Raw genomic sequence first — 21,968 nt, forward strand, 5'->3', positions numbered from 1 at the left:
TACATGATAGAAAGTAAAGTTGTAGATTCTATTCCAACTTTGAATGAGAATGATTGTCAAATATGGTGGGCAAGAATTTCGGATTTACAATCATGGCATTACAATTTACTAAATGATATAGAGCGAGAGAAAGCAAATTCGTATCATCATTCGGCAGATCGAGCTCGTTTTATAATAGGTTGCGTAATAAGTAGATTAGTTCTCGGCAAGATACTTTCTATGTCACCAGTCCAAGTACCAATTGATCGAATGTGCTCAGTATGTAAATTGCAGCATGGAAGACCACAATTACCAGAAGGTATGCCGCAATTATCCGTTTCGCATTCAGGTGAGTGGGTTGTCGTTGCATTTACAAAATCTGTACCTGTTGGCATAGATGTAGAACAAATGAATCCAAGTATAGATGTTATGAAAATGGCAGAAGGTGTATTAACAGAAATTGAAATAGCGCAAGTTATGAAACTGCCAAATGAACAGAAAATAGAAGGTTTTTTAACATATTGGACTCGAAAAGAAGCGGTGCTGAAAGCGACAGGTGAAGGACTAATGATTCCACCAGTACATATTACAGTATCAGCTCCAAATGATCCTCCAAACTTGTTGGTTTTTAAGGATAGACAAGAGTTAGCAAGTAATACAATGATGGAAGATGTAAGGCCTAGTTTAGATTATAGGGCTTCTGTTGCAATATTCAGTAAGGAAGTGACTGAAATTACGCAATTAGACGCGGCAGCACTTTTAAATCTTAAATAAAAAAATTACAGAAGAGGTGTTCCTCATGTTAGTAGCGGAAAATAGAAAGAATGAATTCATTTATAATGTACAAGCAATTAAAAATATTTTATTTTCTGGAGATACATCATCCATTCATGCTTTAGAAAAGCTTTTAAATGATACAGTTCAGTTTGATGTTCTTGAACAAGAGGCACTTGGTAGACAGTACATTCCGAAAGAAGCAAAGAATTTCTTTGATAAAGATGGAACATTTCTTTACCGTGTATCTAATGTTAGTTATAAAGGAAAGGTGTTATCTGAAAATCTAATTTTTGCAGACACTTCGTTTTTACCGGACGCAATAAAGAGTGAATTAGAGAGTGGAAATATTCCTGTTGAAAAGCTTATAGAAAAGATGGAAGTAAGAAGAAATGTATTATATGAAGGATATCAGCCAGCTGGAAATATTATTGAATTGTTTGATGGATGTTCTGTTACAGCGAATGTGTATCCAACTAGAAAGTATCAAATTGTAAGTAACTGCAAATGTGTATTTTATATTTGTGAAGTGTATCATGCAGAGAATATAAAGCAATTGCTTAAATAAAAACAAGAAACCAGCCTATAAAATGGCTGGTTTCTTGTTTATTTAACAGCTTCTTTTAATTCTTTACCTGCTTTAAATGCAGGAACTTTACCAGCTGCGATTTGAATTTCTTCGCCAGTTTGCGGATTACGTCCTGTACGAGCAGATCTTTCGCGCACTTCAAAAGTTCCAAATCCGATTAATTGAACTTTATCGCCAGATTGTAATGCATTAGCAATTGTGTCAAATACGGATTGTACAGCTGCAGAAGCGTCCTTTTGAGAAATATCAGCTGATTGTGCTACGTTTTTAATTAATTCTGTTTTGTTCATGTTTTCACCTCATAAAAAAATTTTTGGAATGAATGTTTTAGTATAATAGATAGTAAAGATAAAGCTATCACTATGATTAGAAAGAATACTATATAATTATGTTAATTTCGTTGCAAGAGACTGAATCCCTTCTATTATTTGGGGATTAATTAAGAATCGATGCATATAAAAAGCTTTAGTATGAGGATGAGGGGGAGTATACGAATGATTTTTCGTGAAAAAAATGAGAAGGAAAGTATATTAATTCGTCAACATGATCATGGTTTTTTAGCTGGAGAGATTGCAAAGCATATAAAAGATGAAGGTAAAACATATTTAAAAGAAACAGTTGATGCAATATATGAGCATGACAGAGGATGGATAGAGCTTGATAAAGTACCAATTTTAAATGATGCTAAAAATATTCCATATACATTTATGGATTGTCCAAGCCCATTACGTTTTGTTTTTTATACGATTGGTTTGAATGAAATTGAAAATTCTAATCCATACGGGGCATTGCTTTGTAGTAAACATTTTTTATCATTTCCACTAAACGAGGAAGATGAAGAGATGATGTCATTTTATAAACATGAATTAGAACGACAAAAAAGAATCTTGAAAACGTTAACAAAGGAACAGTTTGCGATGTTCGATAAACATTATAGATTATTAAAGTTTTGTGATGAACTTTCTTTATACGTATGTATGAATAAGCCTGGTGTCAAAAAGAAAGATGAAATTGATTTATTTAAAGATGGTTTTGAAGGAACAGAAATGTTTAATAGTAAAGAGGAGAAACTTATTCAAGCTGAATGGGTGGATGAGGAAACAATTCGGATTACACCATTTCCATTTCAAACGGAATTTTATACGTATGTAAAATATAAAACGATAAATAAGCATGAAATGAAAGAAAAAGGGATTGCAAAGGCTGATAGAGAATCAGAAATGAAGAAACAAACCATTCGTTTCATACAATAAGGAGGTAATATAAATTGAAAGATTATATATTAAAACAGTGTGATTATCATGCTTGGGCTAATACAAGATTATTCAATCGATTAAAAGAGTTACCAAACTATGAGACCATTTTTAAGGAGCAGATACAGAGTGTATTTCCATCCATTAAGGATACTTTTGTGCATATTTATATTACAGATCAAGTGTGGTTACATATATTGCATGGTAAAAGTATGAATGAAGCAATACAAGACCGAGAAGATTTACGAAAACAAATTGAAACTAAATCGTTACATGAATTAGAAAAAATGTTTGAAAACATGGCAAATCAATATAAAGATTTTTTAATTACAATACAAGATGTGAATGCTGTATTTGTTATTGAGAATCCATATGTAGGGAAATTAGAAACTTCGATTTTAGAATTAGTGCAACATGTCGTAAATCATGGTACATATCATAGAGGAAATATAACAGCGATGATCCGTCAACTTGGTCATTCGTCGACAATGATGGATTTTGTACTGTATTTACATATGGTTAAAAAGCAGGGAGAGTAATATAGTTTGTAAGAAGGAGAGGCTTTAATTATAGAAGTCTCTCCTTCTATTTTATTCCGCATTCATGGTAGATCGACTGATTAAAGTTTTCTTAAGAAGCTTTATTTTCTTGTAATTGCTTAGCGTATTGTACAGCCTTATATGCATTGACTCTACCGTTTTTCCAGTACGTACCTGTACCACTAATTTTATCAGAAGTTGACTCAATAATTTGGCGAATTTGTGTATTACTATATCCTTGATTTGCTAAAAGAGCAGCGACTCCTGCAACATGAGGTGTTGCCATAGATGTACCACTTAATGATTGATACGTGCTTCCTTTATATGTTGAATATATATTTGAACCTGGTGCTGCAACATCTACCCAGCTACCATAAGTAGAAAATGAAGATTTTCTATCTGATTGATCTGTAGAACCAACTGCAATTACTTCGCTGTAATAAGCAGGGTAATTAGCTTTTGTATTTCCAGCATTTCCAGCAGCTGCAACTATAACAGAGCCTTTATTCCATGCATATTGAACGGCTTGTTGTAATGCAGTACCACCATTTGGAGCTCCTAAACTTAAACTAATTACTTTTGCACCCGAATCAGCAGCTTCTCGAATACCTTGCGCTACAGCATCAAGAGTACCACTTCCTTGATTATCTAATACGCGGACAGCATAAATTGAAGTTTGTGGGGCAACACCAGCAATTCCGACACTGTTATTCGTAAGTGCTCCAGTAATTCCAGCGCAATGTGTACCATGACCATTACCATCATCAGATGTATTGTCGTTATCAACATAATCATGCCCGTAAATTACTTTCGAAGCCAAATCAGGATGTGAACCTTGAACTCCTGTATCAATAATAGCTACTTTTACACCAGGATCACTTCGTTGGCTATCCCAAGCTTGTGGAGCTTGAATCTTTTGTAATCCATATTGATTTTTAAAATATGGGTCGTTTGGAGTCCAAAAGGCGTGAACGTAATAATTCGGTTCTGCATATTCTACATCTGGATTATTTTTATAACTCTTTATTTTTTCTTTTACAGTACCCTTTGAAAATTGTACGACTTCAAAACCTAACTTATCATCTTTAGATAAGACATTAGCTCCGACAGATTTATGAAAAGATTGCACATTACTTAAAGATGCATTTTGCTTGAACTTAACGATTAATTGGTTAGGAACGTAATCAGTAGATGATGTTTCAGCGCTTGAAGTATTTGTGTTAAAGAAGAAACCACCAATAATAAATGATAAAACAGATAGGAAAACAATGATTTTGTTTTTCAAAAGATTTTTCCTCCCTTTTCTTGGATGAGTTTTTCAGCGACACTTTAATGTCGCATTCCTTTTCAACTATATAGTTAGACCATACGATTTATGACATTTATGTGAAAAACTTTTGGAGGAATAAAAAGGAGTAAACATTGATATAAATATATTTTTAATGATAGTAATTAAGTAAAAGAGGGGATGAAAAAAGGAATGCTCATCGTGTATGAGTCATTCCTTTTTTCATAGATTAACTTGCCTGTTTTTTATTATTTTCTTTCAATTTCTCTGCTTGTAAAAAGCGATTCGTTTCAGCAACAACAATACTACTTAATCCAATTAGACCAATTAAGTTTGGAATGGCCATAAGTCCATTTGCAATATCAGCAAATGTCCATACGATTCCTAGCTTTAAATTAGCACCAATTGCAATCATGACGATAAAGATTGCTTTATAATATTTAACAGCACTTTCTCCGAATAAATAAGCTACACATTTTTCTCCATAATACGACCAGCCTAAAATAGTAGAGTAGGCAAATAAAATAATTGCGATACCGAGAATCATACTACCAGCAGTACCAAATACAGATTGGAATGCAAGTGTTGTAGCTTCAACGCCAGTTTTACCAGATTTCCAAGCACCTGTAGTAATTAATACTAGTCCTGTAATTGTACATACAATAAACGTATCTAGAAAAGTACCAGTCATTGAAACTAAAGCTTGTTTTGCAGGTGAATCAGTTTTTGCAGCCGCAGCAGCAATTGGTGCACTCCCTAAACCAGCTTCGTTCGCAAATACACCACGCGCCATTCCAATTTGAATAGCTGATGCAACTGTTGACCCAATAAAACCACCAGCAGCTGCTGTACCATTAAATGCACCAGAAAAAATAAGTGAAAATGCTTCAGGAATTTGGTCGTAGTGATAGAAAATAATTATAAGACCAGCAATTATATAAAAGAAAGCTTTAATAGGAACGACATAACCCGTCACTTTCCCGATTTTTTTTACACCGCCTAAAATAACAATTGCGATTAAAAATGCCATTAGTATACCAGTTAAAGCAGGAGGGAAAGAGAAATTAATTCGCATTGCCTCTGCAACTGAATTAGATTGCACCATATTACCAATACCGAAAGAAGCAGTTGTACCGAATATAGCGAATAATACTGCTAGCCATTTCTTACCCAAACCACGTTCTAAATAATACATTGGCCCACCTGAATATTCACCATTTTCATTACTAACACGGTATTTCACTGCAAGTATTGCTTCAGCATACTTTGTTGCCATACCGAACAATGCGGTAATCCACATCCAAAATATTGCACCAGGTCCACCTATAGTAACAGCTGTTGCAACACCGGCTATATTTCCCATACCAATCGTTGCGGCCATAGCTGTCATGAGTGCTTGGAAGTGACTAATATCTCCAGAAGAAGAAGTATCTTCTGATTTTTTAAACGCTAGTTTGTGAGCGTATAATAGTTTACTAAACTGTAAACCTTTCAAACGCATTGTGAGAATGACACCAGTTCCAACGAGTAGCAACAAAGTTGGTAATCCCCACACGTATTGATTTAGTTGTTCTAATACTTTACTTACTGTCTCCATCTTTATTCTCCTTTTTTAGAAAAAATAAAAACCACTTCAAGTAAATGAAATGGTCTCTGGAGAAACAAGGGATAGAAAAATAAACCGATACAATCGGCTTTTTCTTTCGCTTGTCTCTGTCCTTTTACCTGAGAGATTATCCGCTAAAGTAGCAGATTTGCTCCTTCGGTGCTCGTTTTCCTCCGCGCTCTATAAAAGCGAGAGGGAGTCTCTCCAGAGATTCGTCCCCATGCAGTTCTACTTGTAACCAAGACCTGAGAGTTTCAAAGTTGGTATAACAACTTTTTGCCCCGTCGGTAGATCAATAGACCTTCTCCTGAATGGTTCATCCGAATTATAAAATTTATAAACACATTGATTGTAAATCAATAAAAATATTATAGACATACAAATTGTGAATTGCAATCATTTTTTATTTTAAAATAGTAAATAGTTTTATTTTTTTGTAAGTCCTAATTTATCTTCAACTTCATTTAAAGTAGATAAAGCGATGACAATATGTTGATCCGCAAGTCCTAAAGCTTGTTTTGTTTTTTCAATAGTTTCATTGGTTGGAATAGAGTTATTTGTTCCGTCTATAATCAAATTTGCTGCATTTTTCATGAAATTTGATGCGGATTTAAACTGAGTTGTGAATTGAATTAGTTGTTTTTGTATATCTATATCTGTGATGTTTTCTTCAATTTTAAGTGTGTCTATTTCGTTCATAATTGTTTCATACTGCTTGGAAACGGCATTCATTGTAACTAATAGTTTATTTCGATCTACTGAATCTCCATTCGTGTTAATCTCTTCCCAGGCAGGCAACCAATCTTTTTCAATGATTTCATTATAATTAGTAGTCAATTCATTAATTTTAGGTTGTAATTTCGTTTTGAAAGTTTTTGTATCCGCTGTTTCTACAGGTGCTTTTTCGTTGTTATTTTTAACATTAGTAACGTAGAAAATTGTACCGAAAATGATGAAAATAGAAATAATAACTGTCCATTTAGTAAAAAGTAATTTCTGCAATATGTAACGCCTCCAAAATTTAAAAACTTATAATTATAATATATAACAATAATGTTGTTTGGAGTAGAGAAAATAGGTTGGAAATGATTTAAATTATATCTTTTCTATACATAAATAATTAAAGTTAGTAAAATGATGAAAGTTATATGTGAGAAAAGAGGGTTTTTAGTGAAAATGAATAGAAGAAAACTAGTTTCAAGTATTTCAATGGCTATGTTATTAGTTGGTGTAATTGCATTCATATTTATGAATAAAGAATCTAAAATTAAAGGTTTTCCAGTACCAATGTCAGCAATTCATATTAACGATGATAAGGAAGAGGATTATCAATATATAAGTGTAATGCCAATTACAAAGGCGAGTGGATGGGAGAACTTAGGGGAAAACGGGCATACTGTTAGTTTTAAAAAGGGGGAGCGGAAGGTAACTGTATTACATTATCCAGGAGAAATTACGTATTATTTGTTTGAAAAATAATTGATGATAAAAGAGATAGGGAGTAGATGATAATGTAAGATTGTTTACTTTCTATCTTTTTCGGATTTTAATTCTGAATTGTTTGAATTAAAATTATTATGCGTATAGTATAAAATAATATGTTTTATGAATGATATAGATAATTGGTAATACATAATAATGTTATGTAAACTATAAACAGGGTAAGAAAGCAAGAGATTTTAATTTTTATATTTTAGATGTATTTTTACACGGTAAGTATTCCAATAATCAACTTACAACATTTACGGAGGGCATCAAACTTTGAATAAGTAATGGAGTTGATAACAAAATAAATTAACGTTTGTGTATATGGAAAAATAGAAAGTATGGCGAGTGGGAAATGGATCGAATCATAAGGGGGAATTAAAAATGTTACTAAAAACAATCTACTGTAAGGTGGAAGAAGAGAAAAAAGAATTGTTTTCCAGTGCGCAAGAAAAATGGCGTGATATACAACACCTAGAGGGTTTTCATGGACAATTTGGTGGATGGAATGAAGATGAGGCATGTGTATTTACTTTATGGGAAGATAGAAGTGTATATCAATCATTTATGAATGGAGCTCACGATACAATTTATTTAAATAGTAATCAAGAGAATACGTTTCTTTCATGTGAAATTGAATTATTTCAAACGTTGTATGATATAACTGATATGCATTTGAAAGACGTTGTAATAGAGGGGGCATTCGTAAGAGTTGCTATATGTGATGTAAAGTTGGAAAAGGAAAAGTATTTTTTACATAAGCAAGAAACAATTTGGAATAAAGGAATGGAAAAAGCAAAAGGAATGCTAGGTGGAGTAGTTGGGAAGTCTTTAAAAAATGAAAATCGTTACATAATGTTAACGTATTGGAAAGATGAAATAGCGCACCAACATTATGTGGAAGAGATTTTCCCAGATTTATATAAATTAGCTAATATTCATGAAGATATAGAAAAGATACAAGGAAAACAAGCTGTATGTAAGGAAGAATGGCTTGTATATTAAACGCTGAAAAAGTGCATAAATGATTGTATAATAACGATATTTTCTTATAAACAAGTAATTAATAGAAGACGTTATATACCCTTTCATGTTAATATATTTAAGTTATAATAGGAGGCTTACCCTTTTGTATTGTACGGTAGAAGCAGTGTGAGCTTGAAATTTTTTTAGAAAAGGATGTGCCTAATTTGCGTATCAATAAATTTATTAGTGAAGCTGGAAAAGCGTCTCGACGTGGAGCGGATAAACTAATTAATGAGAGAAGAGTAATTATTAACGGTAAGGTTGCAAAAATTGGTGACCAAGTGAACCCAGGTGATGATGTACGAGTAAATGGAGAGCAGCTTCGAATTGCTCGAGATCACGTATATATCGCTTTAAATAAACCAGTAGGTATTACATGTACGAGTGAAAAAGCTGTAAAAGGTAATATTATCGATTTAGTGAACCATCCTTTACGAATTAGTCACATTGGACGTCTTGATAAAGACTCAGACGGTTTAATTTTATTAACGAATGATGGTGATATTGTTAATGAAATTTTACGTGCTGAAAACAAACATGAGAAAGAATATATCGTTTCAGTAGATAAGCCAATTACACCTGATTTCTTAGAGAAAATGGCAGCGGGTGTTAAAATTTTAGGAACAAAAACGCTTCCTTGTGAGGTTACACAGTTATCAAAATATGAGTTCCAAATTATTTTAACACAAGGGCTAAATCGTCAAATTCGCCGTATGTGTGAAGCTTTAGGTTATCAAGTATACACGTTAAAACGTACGAGAATTATGAATATCGAATTGAATAATTTACCAGTTGGGCAGTGGAGAGATTTAACGAAGAAAGAGAAAAGACGTCTATTTGCAGACTTAAATTACGAACCACAAGATTGGTAAAATTGTGAAGTGAAACCAAAAAAATTTGGTTTCACTTTTTTAATTAAATAAATAATTTTTTTAAACACTTGCAAAAATAAAATGAATAAGATATATTAAATAACAATAAATGGATGTTTTACAAAAAGCAAAGAAAAGGACACGAGTTATTTTACCCGGTTATACAGAGAAGGAAGGAGAGCTGAGAACTTCCTAACGCAGAAAAATAACTTACCACCTTAGAGCTGCACTAGGGAAATTAAGTATCTAGTGCCGTGTATGCGACGTTATCGCAAAAGAAGCCATTATGTTTTTTGTGATGGGAATCTGGGTGGAACCACGGATATAAGCATATTCGTCCCTATATTTAGGGATGAATATGCTTTTTTGCATTCAATTTCATAATAAGCGAAGAAAAGGACACGAGTTATTTTACCCGGTTATACAGAGAAGGAAGGAAAGCTGAGAACTTCCTAACGCAGAAAAATAACTTACCACCTTAGAGCTGCACTGGGGAAATTAAGTATCTAGTGCCGTATAAACGACGTTACCGTAAAAGAAGCCATTGCATTTTGTGATGGGAATCTGGGTGGAACCACGGGTATAAGCACGCTCGTCCCTATTTTAGGGATGAGTGTGCTTTTTATTATGAAATGGAGAGATGAAAAATGAAAGAACAAATGATTGAAATTAAATTTCCAGATGGTAGCGTGAAAGAATTTGGAAAAGGAATTACTTTAGAAGAAATTGCGGGATCTATTAGTAGTAGTTTGAAAAAGAAAGCAGTCGCGGGGAAAGTAAATGATGGATTATATGATTTACGCCGAAATATTGAAGAAAATGCGGAAGTAGAAATCATTACTATAGATTCAAATGAAGGTGTAGAAATTGCAAGACACTCTGCGGCACATATTTTAGCGCAAGCTGTAAAAAGAATGTATGGTGATATAAATCTTGGGGTAGGGCCTGTTATTGAAAATGGATTTTATTATGATATGGATCTTCCAAGTAGTGTAAACATAGAAGATTTACGAAAAATCGAAAAAGAAATGAAAAAGATTATAAATGAAAATATAAAGATAGAACGAGTTGAGGTTTCTCGAGAAGAAGCAGCAAAACTGTTTCAAGAAATGAACGATCGCTTGAAATTAGAACTTTTAGAAGCAATTCCTAGTGGGGAAAGTGTAACACTATATAAACAAGGTGAATTTGTAGATTTATGTAGAGGGCCACATTTACCATCAACAGGTTATTTGAAAGCATTTCAATTAACTCATGTTTCCGGTGCATATTGGCGAGGTGATAGTAATAACCAAGTGCTTCAGCGCATATATGGTGTTGCATTCTCTTCTCATAAAGAATTAGAAGAGTATTTACATTTCGTTGAAGAAGCAGCAAAAAGAAATCATCGTAAGTTAGGCAATGAGCTTGAGTTATTTATGTTTTCTGAAGAGGCTCCGGGAATGCCGTTTTATTTACCGAAAGGACAAATGATTCGTAACGAATTGGAAGCATTTTTAAGAGGAATTCAAAAAGAGTACAATTATCAAGAAGTACGCACTCCGTTCATGATGAACCAAGAAGTATGGGAGAGATCAGGGCACTGGGGACATTATAAAGATAATATGTATTTCTCTGAAGTAGATAATAAAAGTTTTGCATTAAAACCGATGAACTGCCCAGGGCACATGCTTATGTTTAAAAATAAATTGCATTCTTATCGTGAATTACCGATTCGTATGTGTGAATTCGGTCAAGTACATCGCCATGAATTTAGTGGTGCGTTAAACGGATTATTAAGAGTACGTACTTTCTGCCAAGATGATGCACATTTATTTGTAACTCCAAAACAAATTGAAAATGAAATCAAATCCGTAATGGCGCAAATTGATTACGTATATAAAACTTTTGGATTCGAATATGAAGTAGAGCTTTCTACTCGTCCAGAAGATTCAATGGGTGACGATAAATTATGGGAGCAAGCAGAAGCAGCATTAGAAAATGTATTACAATCGCTAAATTATAAATATAGACTAAATGAAGGTGACGGTGCATTTTACGGGCCGAAAATTGATTTTCATATTAAAGATGCTTTAAATAGAAGTCACCAGTGCGGAACAATCCAGCTTGATTTCCAAATGCCAGAGAAATTTGATTTAAATTATATAGATGAAAATAATGAAAAGAAAAGACCAGTTGTTATTCACAGGGCAGTTTTAGGGTCATTAGATCGCTTCTTAGCAATATTAATTGAGCACTTTGGAGGGGCGTTCCCGGCATGGGTGGCACCAGTTCAAGTGAAAGTAATTCCAGTTTCAAATGCAGTACATGAACAATATGCCAATGAGATTGCACATAAATTAGCACAAGCTGGAGTTCGTGTTGAAGAGGATGCACGAGATGAAAAATTAGGATATAAAATAAGAGAAGCACAAATGCAAAAAGTACCGTATATTCTTGTTATTGGGGATAAGGAAATGGAAAACGGAGCTGTAAATGTACGTAAATATGGAGAAGAGAAGTCAGAAGTTGTTGCGCTAGATGTATTTGTGGCAAGTATTGAAGAAGAAATAAAGAATAGAAAATATTGATTGTAAAGAAAACACACTATTAGAAATTAGTGTGTTTTCTTTTTTATCTTACAAAAATGTAAGGTAAATGTAAGCGAAATCGAGGGAACGAGTTGTAGAAAAATGAGAATATGAAGTAGGAAATAGGAAATAGGAAATAGGTTCATGTTAAGGGTGTAACTCTTATTGGATGAATAATTAAAAAATTCTTAAGGATTTACATGACAAAATAATAAGAAATATGTGAGAAATTGATTTTATACAAAAGGGATGGAGTGAAAGAGATGTCAACAAATGTAGTTACTGTAGAAAGTGTAGAAAAAACGTATGGGAAAAGAAATGAGAATCAGTCAAAAGCATTAAGGGGTGTATCGTTAAGTATTAAAGAAGGGGAATTTGTCGGGATCATGGGACCTTCTGGTTCTGGAAAAACGACTTTACTTAATGTGATAAGTACACTTGACCAAGCGACAGGTGGTAGTGTGACGATAGCTGGTACAAATATTACTTCTATGAAGGGCAATGCGTTATCTGATTTTCGCTCTCAAAAATTAGGTTTTATCTTTCAAGATTTTAACTTACTAGAAAATTTATCAATTTATGAAAATATCGCTTTACCACTTTCTTTGCAAGGCGTACCATCAAGTGAGATTACTGGAAAGGTAAATGACGTTGCGAAGAAATTAGGCATCACTGAAATTTTAACAAAATATCCGACGGCTGTTTCTGGGGGACAAAAGCAAAGAACAGCGGCGGCAAGAGCTTTAGTACATAATCCAGCAATTGTATTAGCAGATGAACCGACAGGAGCGCTTGATAGTAAAAATGCAAAAAGTTTATTAGAAGCGATGCAAGATTTACATGAAAATCATAATGTAAGTATTTTAATGGTTACACACGATGCATTTAGTGCAAGTTATTGTGAGCGTATTTTATTTATTCAAGATGGTCTTCTTTATAAAGAATTAAATCGTCAAGGCACTCGAGAGAATTTCTATCAAGACATTTTAGGTGTGCTCGCTCATATGGGCTCAGCTGCTGAGTCTAAGTAGGGGGGCGAAACTATGTTATTTAAATTATCACGTCATAGTATGAAAAAGATGTTAAAAGATTATATGGTTTTACTTATTGGCCTCGTTATTAGTATTAGTATTTTCTACATGTTCCAAACAATGGCGATGAATAGTGAATTTACGAAAGATAATAGCCTAATTAGTAGTATTAGACTCGTCTTTTGGGTAGGTGCAATACTATTATCTTTCATTACTGTATTTTATATTATATATGCCAACTCTTTCTTACTCACGTTAAGAAGAAAAGAACTCGGTATGTACATGATGCTTGGTGCAAAAAAGAAAAAAGTAGCACAGTTATTATTTATTGAAACATTCGGTATGGGTATTGTCAGTATTATTATCGGTATTTTAGTAGGGATGTTACTTGCAAGTGTAGCAGGAAACTTTTTAATGAATGGAATGGAAATTTCAGCAAAAGGTAGTTATGCATCTGTATACACACCAGCAATTTTAGTTACAGCTATTTTCTTCTTAATACTATTTTTCATTACTGGCTTAATGAACAGTGTCCGATTGTTACGTAAAACTGAACTAGAGTTAATTCGTGAAGATGAAACACTAGATGAAGTAAAGAAAAGTAAAACTCGCATTATTATAATGACAGTACTTGGTGTATTACTAGTAAGTACAGGGTACTATTTTATGATCAATGTAAAAATATATGCTGAATTAGGTTTTATTATAGCAACCATCGTTACAACACTTGGAACATATTTTATCTTTAGTTCATTACTCCCATTTTTTGTGATGAAAATTAAGGGGAATAAAAAACGAAATGAAACTGGTCTAAATAGTTTTACATATGCACAGCTACGCTTTCGAGTAAATAGTTTATCGAGAGTATTAGGTACTGTAGCAATGTTAATTGCATTAGGCGCAGGTGCGATGACGGCAGGTATGGCTTTCCAAAAAAATGTAGGTATTATGACAGACTTTTCTCGTGTATATGATGTTGTAATTCATGATCCGAATGATCAAGACAAAGCTGCCTTAAAAGAAATGGAAATTGTTGAAGAAAGCAAGTACAACTATAAAGTAGATGGAGAAGCGGTTTATTATTTACGTAACGACTTAACTGCGAAACCACCACTTGTTTCAGACCATTTTGATACAAAAACGTTAAAAGAGCCTGTTCGTAAACGTGTGACTGAGCCTTTAACTGAACCTGTATATTCAGCTTTAGAGGCTCCTGAATTAGCAAAATTCCCTCAAATGCCAAAGGATTGGGAAGACGCAGTTGTAAGAGAGATACAAATTACGCATAATCAATTTAGCGGAAAACCAGTAAGAATTGCAGACGAAGAGCATTATAAAGGAATTCAAGGAACAGAACACACTGTAATATTAGCAAAAGTAGATGATATGAAAAAATATAAACCGTTATTGATCGAAATAGACAAGAGACAAAAAGCACAAATTGAAAAAGCAACAGGTGAAAAGGTAGACTTATTTACGAAAATGACAATTTATCAGTTTATGAACAGCTTCATGAGCGGAACAATGTTTATGGGATTTTTCCTCGGAATTGCCTTTTTAGCAATGATGGCAAGTTCCCTTATGTTCAAAATATTAACAGGTGCTTCTCGCGACGTACACCGTTATGAAATGTTACGAAAAATTGGTGTGAGACGCAGTATGTTAACGAAAAGTATATATAAAGAAATTTCATATTTATTTATCTTCCCAGCGATCATTGGCATTTCTCACGTTTTAGTAGGGCTTAACTTATTTAGCTTTATATTAGTTGACCCGTTTGTGAAAGTGTGGGTGCCAATAGGGATTTTCTTAGTCATTTATTTCATTTATTACTGGATAACTGTTCAACTTTATAAAGGTATGGTAATGCCGAAAGAAGAGGTAGCTAAATAGTTTATGAAAAGAGTCCTTGTGTTGAGAATAAGGGCTCTTTTTTTATGTTTTTTATAAAGAAGGAAAAGATTGGATAATGGTCGAAAAATATAATGTAACTTCCAAGAAATGACTAAAACAATACTATTTTGTCGAGAGAAAGGATACGAAGTATGAAAGAAATGCTACAGTTATTTCGCAACAAAGTGTATGCACGTTTTTTTCTAGCAAATATTTTAGAGCGACTCGGTTCTATGATTGCTGGAATTTCTTTAATGTTTTATTTGCTAGATCAATACGGAAAACAACCAGTTTACGCAACGATGACACAAATTATGATTGCATTACCTGCATTAATCTTTTTTCTATTGGTAGGGACAGTAGTGGATCGATTTGATAGACAACGTATATGTACAGTAAGTAACATATGTTGCTCGCTCTGTAATATTGGAATCCTAATTTCGCTTTATTACGGGATGATTATACTTGTCTTTATATTTTTATTTTTGGAAAATGCGTGTATACAATTTTTCTCTCCAGCAGAACAATCGATGATACAGGGAGTAGTTGAATCAGACCAATACGGTGCAGCAGCGGGTATTAATCAAATGGTAAATAGTTTGTATGCTTTGTTTGGTGTAGGAATTGCAACGATGGTGTACTGGACTTTTGGAATTTACGGGAGCATTTTAGTAAATACGCTCACTTTTATTATGAGTGGTATTTTGATTCAAACAATCTCCATTCCAGAAAAAGTTCGTTTACCAAATGGTAGAACAAAATGGAAAGAAGTTAATTTGAAGATGTTAATAACAGAGTTTAAAGAAGGGATTAGGTATATATACCAAAATGAAACTTTAAAAAAATTACTTTTAGGATTTATCGTATTTGGATTATTAAATGGTGTTTTAAGTGTATCCACTACTTACATATTAAAATACAAACTAGCTCCAGAAACGTATGAAAGTTTAGCAATGGTGGGCGGTGTAGTTGGAGGGATTTCATTACTAATTGGAAGCATAGTAGCAACGAGTATAGGTAAGAAATATGCGCCAAAATCTATTATAGTTTTTGGTATGGCAGGCTCAGGAGTCTTCTTTGGTATGTGTTACTTTGTAAATTACGTATGGACTTTTTATGTATGTATCGCTTTAGCGACATTCTTTTTACCGTTTATTAATGTTGCAATATCAGGATGGATGTATGAGATCGTAGAAGAATCGTTTATGGGGCGTGTTCAAAGTTTGCTAAGTCCATTAACGACAGGGTTTCAATTGTTATCTCTTGGAGCGATAGCTATGTTATTCCCAAAATGGATTGAGGCGGATACTTTGTATATTATTTTATTTGGTTTATTATTTTTTGTTACGTGTTTATACCAAGCTATTTTACCTAGTGGGCAAAAGCGAGTACATGTTGTAGCTAAAGAGATGTGACATATTTAGCTCTTTTTGTTTCTAGATATTCTATCGAATGGTAAGGGGTAATAGTTATGTTCATGCGAACTGCTAAGTGGTGTTGGATTACTTGTTTACAATTATTAGCTGCAATTCTATGTATAATCTGTTTAGGTGCGCTCCCTCGATTATTTAAGGGATTGCAAATTGATTTAATCGGTTTTTGGAACACGATTGTGTTTATTGGAGGAAAGTTACTCCGACCATGGGAAATTACATTTGGATTTCGAGACTCGAGGAAATTATTTCCACAAATATGGATTCATTATAGTGAAACTATGATTGTATTTCTATCAGCTTTTTTACTATCTTTGCTTATAGCGTATGTACTTGTTGTTTGGGTATTGCAGCGTTCTCATATGAAGCAAAAAATGTGGAATGGAGTTTTTCTTACGCTAGAGAGTATACCGGATATATTACTTATTTTATTATCACAACTTCTTGTCGTAATTGTTTTTCAAAAAACAGGTTTTATGCCAATAAAACTTGCTGGATTAGGAGAAGAGAGAGTACGATTGTTACCGATTATATGTCTTACAATACCAACAACGTTATTATTTATTAAACTATTGTTATTACGTTTTAAAGAAGAAATGGAGAAAGATTATAGTATATTTGCGAAGAGTAAAGGACTAAGTTTGCAGCATATTTTAACACATCATGTTTCAAGGAATGTTTTATTGACGACAATTTACTATGCGAAAACAAATATTTTATTTATGCTATCCAATTTATATATTATCGAATGGATTTTTAATACATATGGAATGTTTGTATTTGTAAAAGAAAATTCTAAATTAGAAATATTTACAGTGAGTCTAGTTATATTATACGTTCCGCTTTTTATACTATTTCGTATATTACATACGCTTTTACAAAATGTTATAAGGGAGCGTGTGTAACATGTGGCAAGTTGTAAAAAGAGATGTGAGATTTTGGATAGGTGTTACTTTTCTGAGTGTACTAATGATTATTAGTATTGGATATACGTTATTTTTCGATGGGAATATTCGTGAATTTACGATGATGTATAATGAAAAAGGAGAACTAGAGGCTGCTCCATTTTCGCCATCAAGTAAATTTTGGTTCGGAAGTGATACGAAAGGCCGTGACCTTGTCCAATTAATAATAGAAGGCGCGAAATGGACAGTTGGAGCGAGTATAATTATAGCAACTTTACGAGTTATAGTTGGAGGAGGGATTGGTTTACTTCTTGGTATGTATGGTAAGCGATCTTTTCCGGTTATCTCATCCTTTTTTGATCCTTTTAGTATTGTACCAATGGTTATGATTTCTTATTTTATGTTAAATGAAGTTTTAACGTTTGATAGTGGAGCGGAAGTTGTGCCGTTGTATTTGTGGGTGACATTTCAAATTATAGTTCTTACATGTCTTGCTGTACCAACAGTTATGTTGTATGTAGCGCAAGAAGTTAAACGTATTAAGAAAGAAGAATTTATGTTGGCAGCCACTGTGCTTGGCGGGAGTAAATGGCAGAGGTTGAAGCGCCATATATGGCCTCATATGTTACCATCATTTCTTTTATTAGTAGCACAACAATTTGTGAGTACTTTATTACTTCTTTTACACCTTGGTTTGTTGCAATTATTTTTTGGTGGAACAATAACCTTCAGTGGAATGGATCCAGATAGTGTAACAAAAGAATGGACAGGATTAATTGGTCAAAACTTCCGGCACTTAACTACTCATACATGGATTGTACTTATACCGATTGCTTTTTATAGTATGACAATCTTAGCTGGAAACCTAATTAGTAATAGCATGCAAGATGCGATTAAGCTAGGAAATGTGAGAAGGACAGAGAAGGAGAGTAAAGAATTGCAAGTAGAGAAACAAGTACAACCAACTATGAATGACTTTTCTTTTTATAAAGAGATACAAAAATAAAAAAAGATAGCTGAAGACAAATTGTTTTCAGCTATCTTTTTTCGTTTAAAGTGGAGGTAAATCAATCTTACCTTCTTCAAATAATTCTTTTATCATATGCTTCGTATAACCAGCGGCTTGACCAAATGTGATTTTTGCTGGCATTGGTGCTTCGTTAGCATCTACAACTACATCAATAATACACGGTTTATTTTGTTTTACTGCATTTTCGAAAGCGGGAAGTAGCTCATCTAAATTCTCAACACGGTATCCAATACCTCCACACGCCTCTGCATATTTTGCGAAATCTGGGTTCGTTAAGTCTGTTTCGAATTCGATATTACCCATAACTTCTTGTTCAAATTTAATCATCGCAATTTTATTATTGTTTAATACGACGACAACGATTGGTAATTTATATTTTACAGCTGTTACGAAGTCATTCATCGTCATTCCAAATCCACCATCACCACAAACTGCAAATACTTGTTTATCCGGGAAAGCAATTTTTCCAGCAAGTGCACCAGGTAAACCGCAGCCAAGTGTTGCGAGCCAGCTAGAAATGACAAATTGCTGGTTTGTCATACGGAAGTGTCTTGCGGTCCATACTGTTACATTTCCGACATCGACTGATAGAATTGCGTCATCATGTGCTACTTGCTGCAGAGCATGCATAACGCGTTGTGGTTTAATTGGAATGGAAGAGTCTTCTTCTTGATCGTGTAATTTTTCTTCCCACTTTTTCATCATTTCTTGGTGATGTTCTAAGAAGGAATGGTCTGTGTGTTCTTCAACATTTTCAATTAACCATCGTAATGTTTTATCAGCATCACCAGCTAAACCAATATCTGTCGCATAACGTTTCCCGATTTGGGCAGGATCTGTATCGATATGAATTGTTTTTGCTTTTTCAGGTAAGAAGCCGGTGAACGGATAAGAAGTACCGACCATAATTAAAGTATCTGCATGCTTCATTGCTTCATAAGAAGGTTTCGTTCCAATTAATCCTAATCCACCAATACAAAGAGGGTGTTCATCAGGAATAATTCCTTTAGCTGGTAATGTAAGTACGATTGGAGCACCAATATGTTCTGCCAATGCAAGTAAAGATTCTCTCGCATGTTTTGTTCCTTTTCCAGCTAAAATCACAGGCTTTTTCGCTTCATTTATTGCGAGTTTCGCTGCATCTAAATCTTCTTTTTGTGGAAACAACTCAGGCAAAGTAAAAGAAGTATTTGTAACACGGGCACCATTTTTCACTTCGAATTTTGGGACATCATCTGGAATAGTAAGAACGGATACACCTTTTTTCGTATAAGCCATTCGAATTGCTTGATTCACTACGGCAGGTAGTTGCTCTGCTGACATAATACGCTGGTTATAAACCGCAACATCATCAAACATTCTTTCTAAATTTACTTCTTGGAAAAAGTCCGTTCCAAGTAAATCGGTTTCTACTTGACCTGAAATTGCTAGAACAGGGGCTTTATCGAGTTTCGCATCATATAAACCATTTAATAAATGAATAGCACCAGGCCCTGCAATTGCCATACAAACGCCAAGTTTTCCTGTTAATTTTGCATAGGCAGCCGCTGCTAATGCACCAGCTTCTTCATGGCGAACTTGAATGAATTTAATTTGATCTTGTTTTTTTCTTAAAGCTTCAATGATAGAATTGATGGAATCTCCAGGCATACCGTATATGTGTTCTACTCCCCAGTCAATTAATAAATCAACTAATGCTTCACCGGCTGTTTTCCCAAACATAATTGTTCCTCCTTATAATAGGTAGATAACATTATGTTTTGGATAAAAAGGGAAAATATACAAATAAGAAAATTTATCTGGTTATTTGTAATCCAAGAATCAGTGTGGGAGGAACAAAAGTTTCACTTTAGCAACTTTAATGATGACCAGCGAATAAAGTGAACACTGTTATTAGTAAAAAACCACTAGTTGCCCACATTAGAAATGTAAGGAAAGAGAGCTGTTTCTTAGCTTTCCAAAGCATTTCATGAATTGTGACATATCCAAGTGAACCAATAGCACTTCCCATAATGAGGCCTTGCAGGTGAAGAGCTTTTCCTTCCATCAAAATGCCAAAAACTGTGCCAGTACCGAGAATAAGAGAAAGTAATAAAGTCGTTAATAAAAAGGAAATATATTTATGTTTTGTAAAAAGAAATGGAATAATTAAAGCTAATCCTTCTGGAATATGGTGAACGACGATTGCTATTAAAAAGGGAATGGCAGAGTCATTATGATTTATAAAAGCTGTACCTAACGCAAATCCACTCGGTATATTATGAATAAATATAGCGAAAGAGAGAAAAAGAAAGGTTTGCCATGCTTGTTGATCTTTTTTATGTATCATTGGATGGTGACAATAGTTATCTAATAAGCCCATAACTAAAATACCGATAGCTATACCAAGTATAGGTCCAATCATTTCATAGCTTGAAAATGTTTCAGGAATAATTTCAAGTGACAATAACCCAAACAAAATACCGCCACATAATGCGTATAAACGATGCATCTTTTCTTCAATGAGTTGGCGTGTTGCTACTCCAACAGCACCGCCTAATAGTAATCCACCGAACGAAAAAAATGTTACAATCATTGGGATCCATAAACGTTCCATAGTATCACACTCCGATTCTATTCCCTTATTTTTAGCTTACGAAAAGAAAAGTTAGATTAGTCCAAGTAATTGTGTTTGAGTATAGAGAAAAAAGTAGTGATTCGTTATAATCTATATATTAAACTTAAGTGAGGAAATGAAAAGGGGAATTGGTTATGCAACAAATTAAAAAAATAGGAAACTCATTTTGGTATATGACACCTGTTTCTGAAACAGATAGACCTATATTAGGAATGGTTGTTGGAAAAGAAAAAACGTTAATGATCGATGCAGGGAATTCAGAAGAACATGCACAATTATTTTTAGAAATGTTAAAAGAACAAAATGTATCGAATCCAGATTTCGTAGCACTAACCCATTGGCATTGGGATCATATTTTTGGATTGCCTGTACTACAAGATGCATTGTCTATTGCACATTCTGAAACGAAAAAAGAGATGCGTACACTTGTTTCTTATGAATGGACAGATGAAGCTTTGGATGCACGCGTAAAAGAGGGTACTGAAATTAAATTTTGTGCGGATTGCATCAAGAAAGAGTTTGAAGAAAAAGCGAGAAATATTAACATTATTCCTCCGGCCTTAACGTTCCAGGATCAAATGGAATTAGATCTTGGTGAGGTGACATGCGTGTTAAAACATGTGGGCGGAGATCATGCACATGATTCAGTTGTTATTTACGTGAAAGAAGAAAAGATATTATTTTTAGGAGACTGTATATATGCAGATATTTTTTCTTCGAAGTGGAACTATACGACGAAAAGAACGTTTAAATTGATAGATGAATTAGAGAAATTTGATGCTAAGACATATATTCTCTCTCATGGGGAAGCGATAAATCGAGAGGAGTTTTTACAAGAGATTCGTATGTTAAAAACAGTAGGAACTTATACAGAAGCTCATAAAGGTGATGAAGAGAAGATAAAGGCAGCGTATAAACAAGAACTAGATAGAGAATTAAATGAAGATGAGTTAGAAACAATAACGTATTTTGTCAATGGTTATGAAATGAATAATCAATAAGACACTACATTAATCCAATATAATTAAATTGCACAAAAAGAGTATTGAAATTTAATTCAATACTCTTTTCAATAGTT

20 protein-coding genes, 1 riboswitch and 1 other annotated feature are annotated in these 21,968 nt (G+C 33.7%); of the genes, 14 read left to right on the plus strand and 6 right to left on the minus strand.

Annotated elements, in window-relative coordinates:
• The first annotated feature begins 3 nt into the window (after window positions 1-3).
• The gene (gene sfp, locus BM089_RS07600) at window positions 4-753 is read left to right on the plus strand and encodes a 4'-phosphopantetheinyl transferase Sfp (protein WP_000573002.1); all 750 of its coding nucleotides are present in this window, start codon (window positions 4-6) and stop codon (window positions 751-753) included.
• A gap of 25 nt (window positions 754-778) precedes the next feature.
• Window positions 779-1,321 (plus strand): cold-shock protein, encoded by a 543-nt coding sequence (locus tag BM089_RS07605; protein WP_090976500.1) that lies wholly within the window; start codon window positions 779-781, stop codon window positions 1,319-1,321.
• A 38-nt stretch (window positions 1,322-1,359) separates the two neighbouring features.
• On the opposite strand, the gene BM089_RS07610 is transcribed toward BM089_RS07605, so the two are convergent.
• A complete protein-coding gene (locus BM089_RS07610; protein WP_001043905.1) occupies window positions 1,360-1,632 on the minus strand; it encodes an HU family DNA-binding protein in 273 nt (90 codons plus the stop codon).
• A gap of 204 nt (window positions 1,633-1,836) precedes the next feature.
• Between BM089_RS07610 and BM089_RS07615 the strand changes: the two genes are divergently transcribed.
• Window positions 1,837-2,595: a DUF3891 family protein gene (locus BM089_RS07615; RefSeq protein WP_090976501.1), complete on the plus strand. Its 759-nt coding sequence runs from the start codon at window positions 1,837-1,839 to the stop codon at window positions 2,593-2,595.
• Window positions 2,596-2,609: 14 nt separating this feature from the next.
• Window positions 2,610-3,134, plus strand: coding sequence for a DinB family protein (locus tag BM089_RS07620; protein ID WP_000656263.1), 525 nt, complete (start codon window positions 2,610-2,612; stop codon window positions 3,132-3,134).
• A 91-nt stretch (window positions 3,135-3,225) separates the two neighbouring features.
• Here BM089_RS07620 and BM089_RS07625 read toward each other — a convergent pair whose 3' ends face one another.
• The 3 genes from BM089_RS07625 to BM089_RS07635 all read right to left on the minus strand — a co-directional run bounded on the left by BM089_RS07625 (window position 3,226) and on the right by BM089_RS07635 (window position 7,030).
• Window positions 3,226-4,419 carry a S8 family peptidase gene (locus BM089_RS07625; RefSeq protein ID WP_000790932.1) on the minus strand — a complete coding sequence of 398 codons (1,194 nt, stop codon included), beginning with the start codon at window positions 4,417-4,419 and terminating at the stop codon, window positions 3,226-3,228.
• A gap of 232 nt (window positions 4,420-4,651) precedes the next feature.
• Window positions 4,652-6,019 carry an alanine/glycine:cation symporter family protein gene (locus BM089_RS07630; protein ID WP_016512868.1) on the minus strand — a complete coding sequence of 456 codons (1,368 nt, stop codon included), beginning with the start codon at window positions 6,017-6,019 and terminating at the stop codon, window positions 4,652-4,654.
• 106 nt (window positions 6,020-6,125) lie between these two features.
• Window positions 6,126-6,246, minus strand: a riboswitch (glycine riboswitch).
• A 208-nt stretch (window positions 6,247-6,454) separates the two neighbouring features.
• Window positions 6,455-7,030 carry a hypothetical protein gene (locus tag BM089_RS07635; protein WP_001170865.1) on the minus strand — a complete coding sequence of 192 codons (576 nt, stop codon included), beginning with the start codon at window positions 7,028-7,030 and terminating at the stop codon, window positions 6,455-6,457.
• A gap of 132 nt (window positions 7,031-7,162) precedes the next feature.
• Here BM089_RS07635 and BM089_RS07640 point away from each other — a divergent pair, with 132 nt between their 5' ends.
• From BM089_RS07640 to BM089_RS07680, 9 genes are all read left to right on the plus strand, one after another.
• On the plus strand, window positions 7,163-7,507 hold the full coding sequence (locus BM089_RS07640) for a hypothetical protein (RefSeq protein WP_003278183.1): 345 nt from the start codon (window positions 7,163-7,165) through the stop codon (window positions 7,505-7,507).
• A gap of 390 nt (window positions 7,508-7,897) precedes the next feature.
• Window positions 7,898-8,518: a YdbC family protein gene (locus tag BM089_RS07645; protein ID WP_065228805.1), complete on the plus strand. Its 621-nt coding sequence runs from the start codon at window positions 7,898-7,900 to the stop codon at window positions 8,516-8,518.
• Between the two features lie 185 nt (window positions 8,519-8,703).
• Window positions 8,704-9,411, plus strand: a complete 708-nt coding sequence (rluF, locus tag BM089_RS07650; protein WP_001222162.1) for a 23S rRNA pseudouridine(2604) synthase RluF — start codon at window positions 8,704-8,706, stop codon at window positions 9,409-9,411.
• A 121-nt stretch (window positions 9,412-9,532) separates the two neighbouring features.
• Window positions 9,533-9,756, plus strand: a binding site (T-box leader).
• Between the two features lie 302 nt (window positions 9,757-10,058).
• The gene (gene thrS / locus BM089_RS07655; RefSeq protein ID WP_090976503.1) at window positions 10,059-11,981 is read left to right on the plus strand and encodes a threonine--tRNA ligase; all 1,923 of its coding nucleotides are present in this window, start codon (window positions 10,059-10,061) and stop codon (window positions 11,979-11,981) included.
• Between the two features lie 263 nt (window positions 11,982-12,244).
• Entirely contained in the window at window positions 12,245-13,012 is a 768-nt protein-coding gene (locus BM089_RS07660; protein WP_000106426.1) for an ABC transporter ATP-binding protein, read from the plus strand.
• Window positions 13,013-13,024: 12 nt separating this feature from the next.
• Window positions 13,025-14,905, plus strand: a complete 1,881-nt coding sequence (locus BM089_RS07665; protein ID WP_090976505.1) for an FtsX-like permease family protein — start codon at window positions 13,025-13,027, stop codon at window positions 14,903-14,905.
• Window positions 14,906-15,048: 143 nt separating this feature from the next.
• Complete coding sequence (locus BM089_RS07670; RefSeq protein ID WP_254904529.1) at window positions 15,049-16,320, plus strand: MFS transporter; 1,272 nt, start codon at window positions 15,049-15,051, stop codon at window positions 16,318-16,320.
• Window positions 16,321-16,376: 56 nt separating this feature from the next.
• Entirely contained in the window at window positions 16,377-17,243 is an 867-nt protein-coding gene (locus BM089_RS07675; protein WP_000481000.1) for an ABC transporter permease subunit, read from the plus strand.
• A gap of 1 nt (window position 17,244) precedes the next feature.
• Window positions 17,245-18,249: an ABC transporter permease subunit gene (locus BM089_RS07680; RefSeq protein ID WP_090976508.1), complete on the plus strand. Its 1,005-nt coding sequence runs from the start codon at window positions 17,245-17,247 to the stop codon at window positions 18,247-18,249.
• A 45-nt stretch (window positions 18,250-18,294) separates the two neighbouring features.
• On the opposite strand, the gene BM089_RS07685 is transcribed toward BM089_RS07680, so the two are convergent.
• The gene (locus BM089_RS07685) at window positions 18,295-19,995 is read right to left on the minus strand and encodes a pyruvate oxidase (protein WP_000467249.1); all 1,701 of its coding nucleotides are present in this window, start codon (window positions 19,993-19,995) and stop codon (window positions 18,295-18,297) included.
• A 136-nt stretch (window positions 19,996-20,131) separates the two neighbouring features.
• Window positions 20,132-20,869, minus strand: coding sequence for a ZIP family metal transporter (locus BM089_RS07690; RefSeq protein ID WP_000440615.1), 738 nt, complete (start codon window positions 20,867-20,869; stop codon window positions 20,132-20,134).
• A gap of 155 nt (window positions 20,870-21,024) precedes the next feature.
• Between BM089_RS07690 and BM089_RS07695 the strand changes: the two genes are divergently transcribed.
• The gene (locus BM089_RS07695; RefSeq protein ID WP_090976511.1) at window positions 21,025-21,891 is read left to right on the plus strand and encodes an MBL fold metallo-hydrolase; all 867 of its coding nucleotides are present in this window, start codon (window positions 21,025-21,027) and stop codon (window positions 21,889-21,891) included.
• The last annotated feature ends 77 nt before the right edge of the window (window positions 21,892-21,968 follow it).

Source organism: Bacillus sp. 5mfcol3.1, from assembly GCF_900114335.1.
GTDB classification, from domain to species: domain Bacteria; phylum Bacillota; class Bacilli; order Bacillales; family Bacillaceae_G; genus Bacillus_A; species Bacillus_A thuringiensis_S.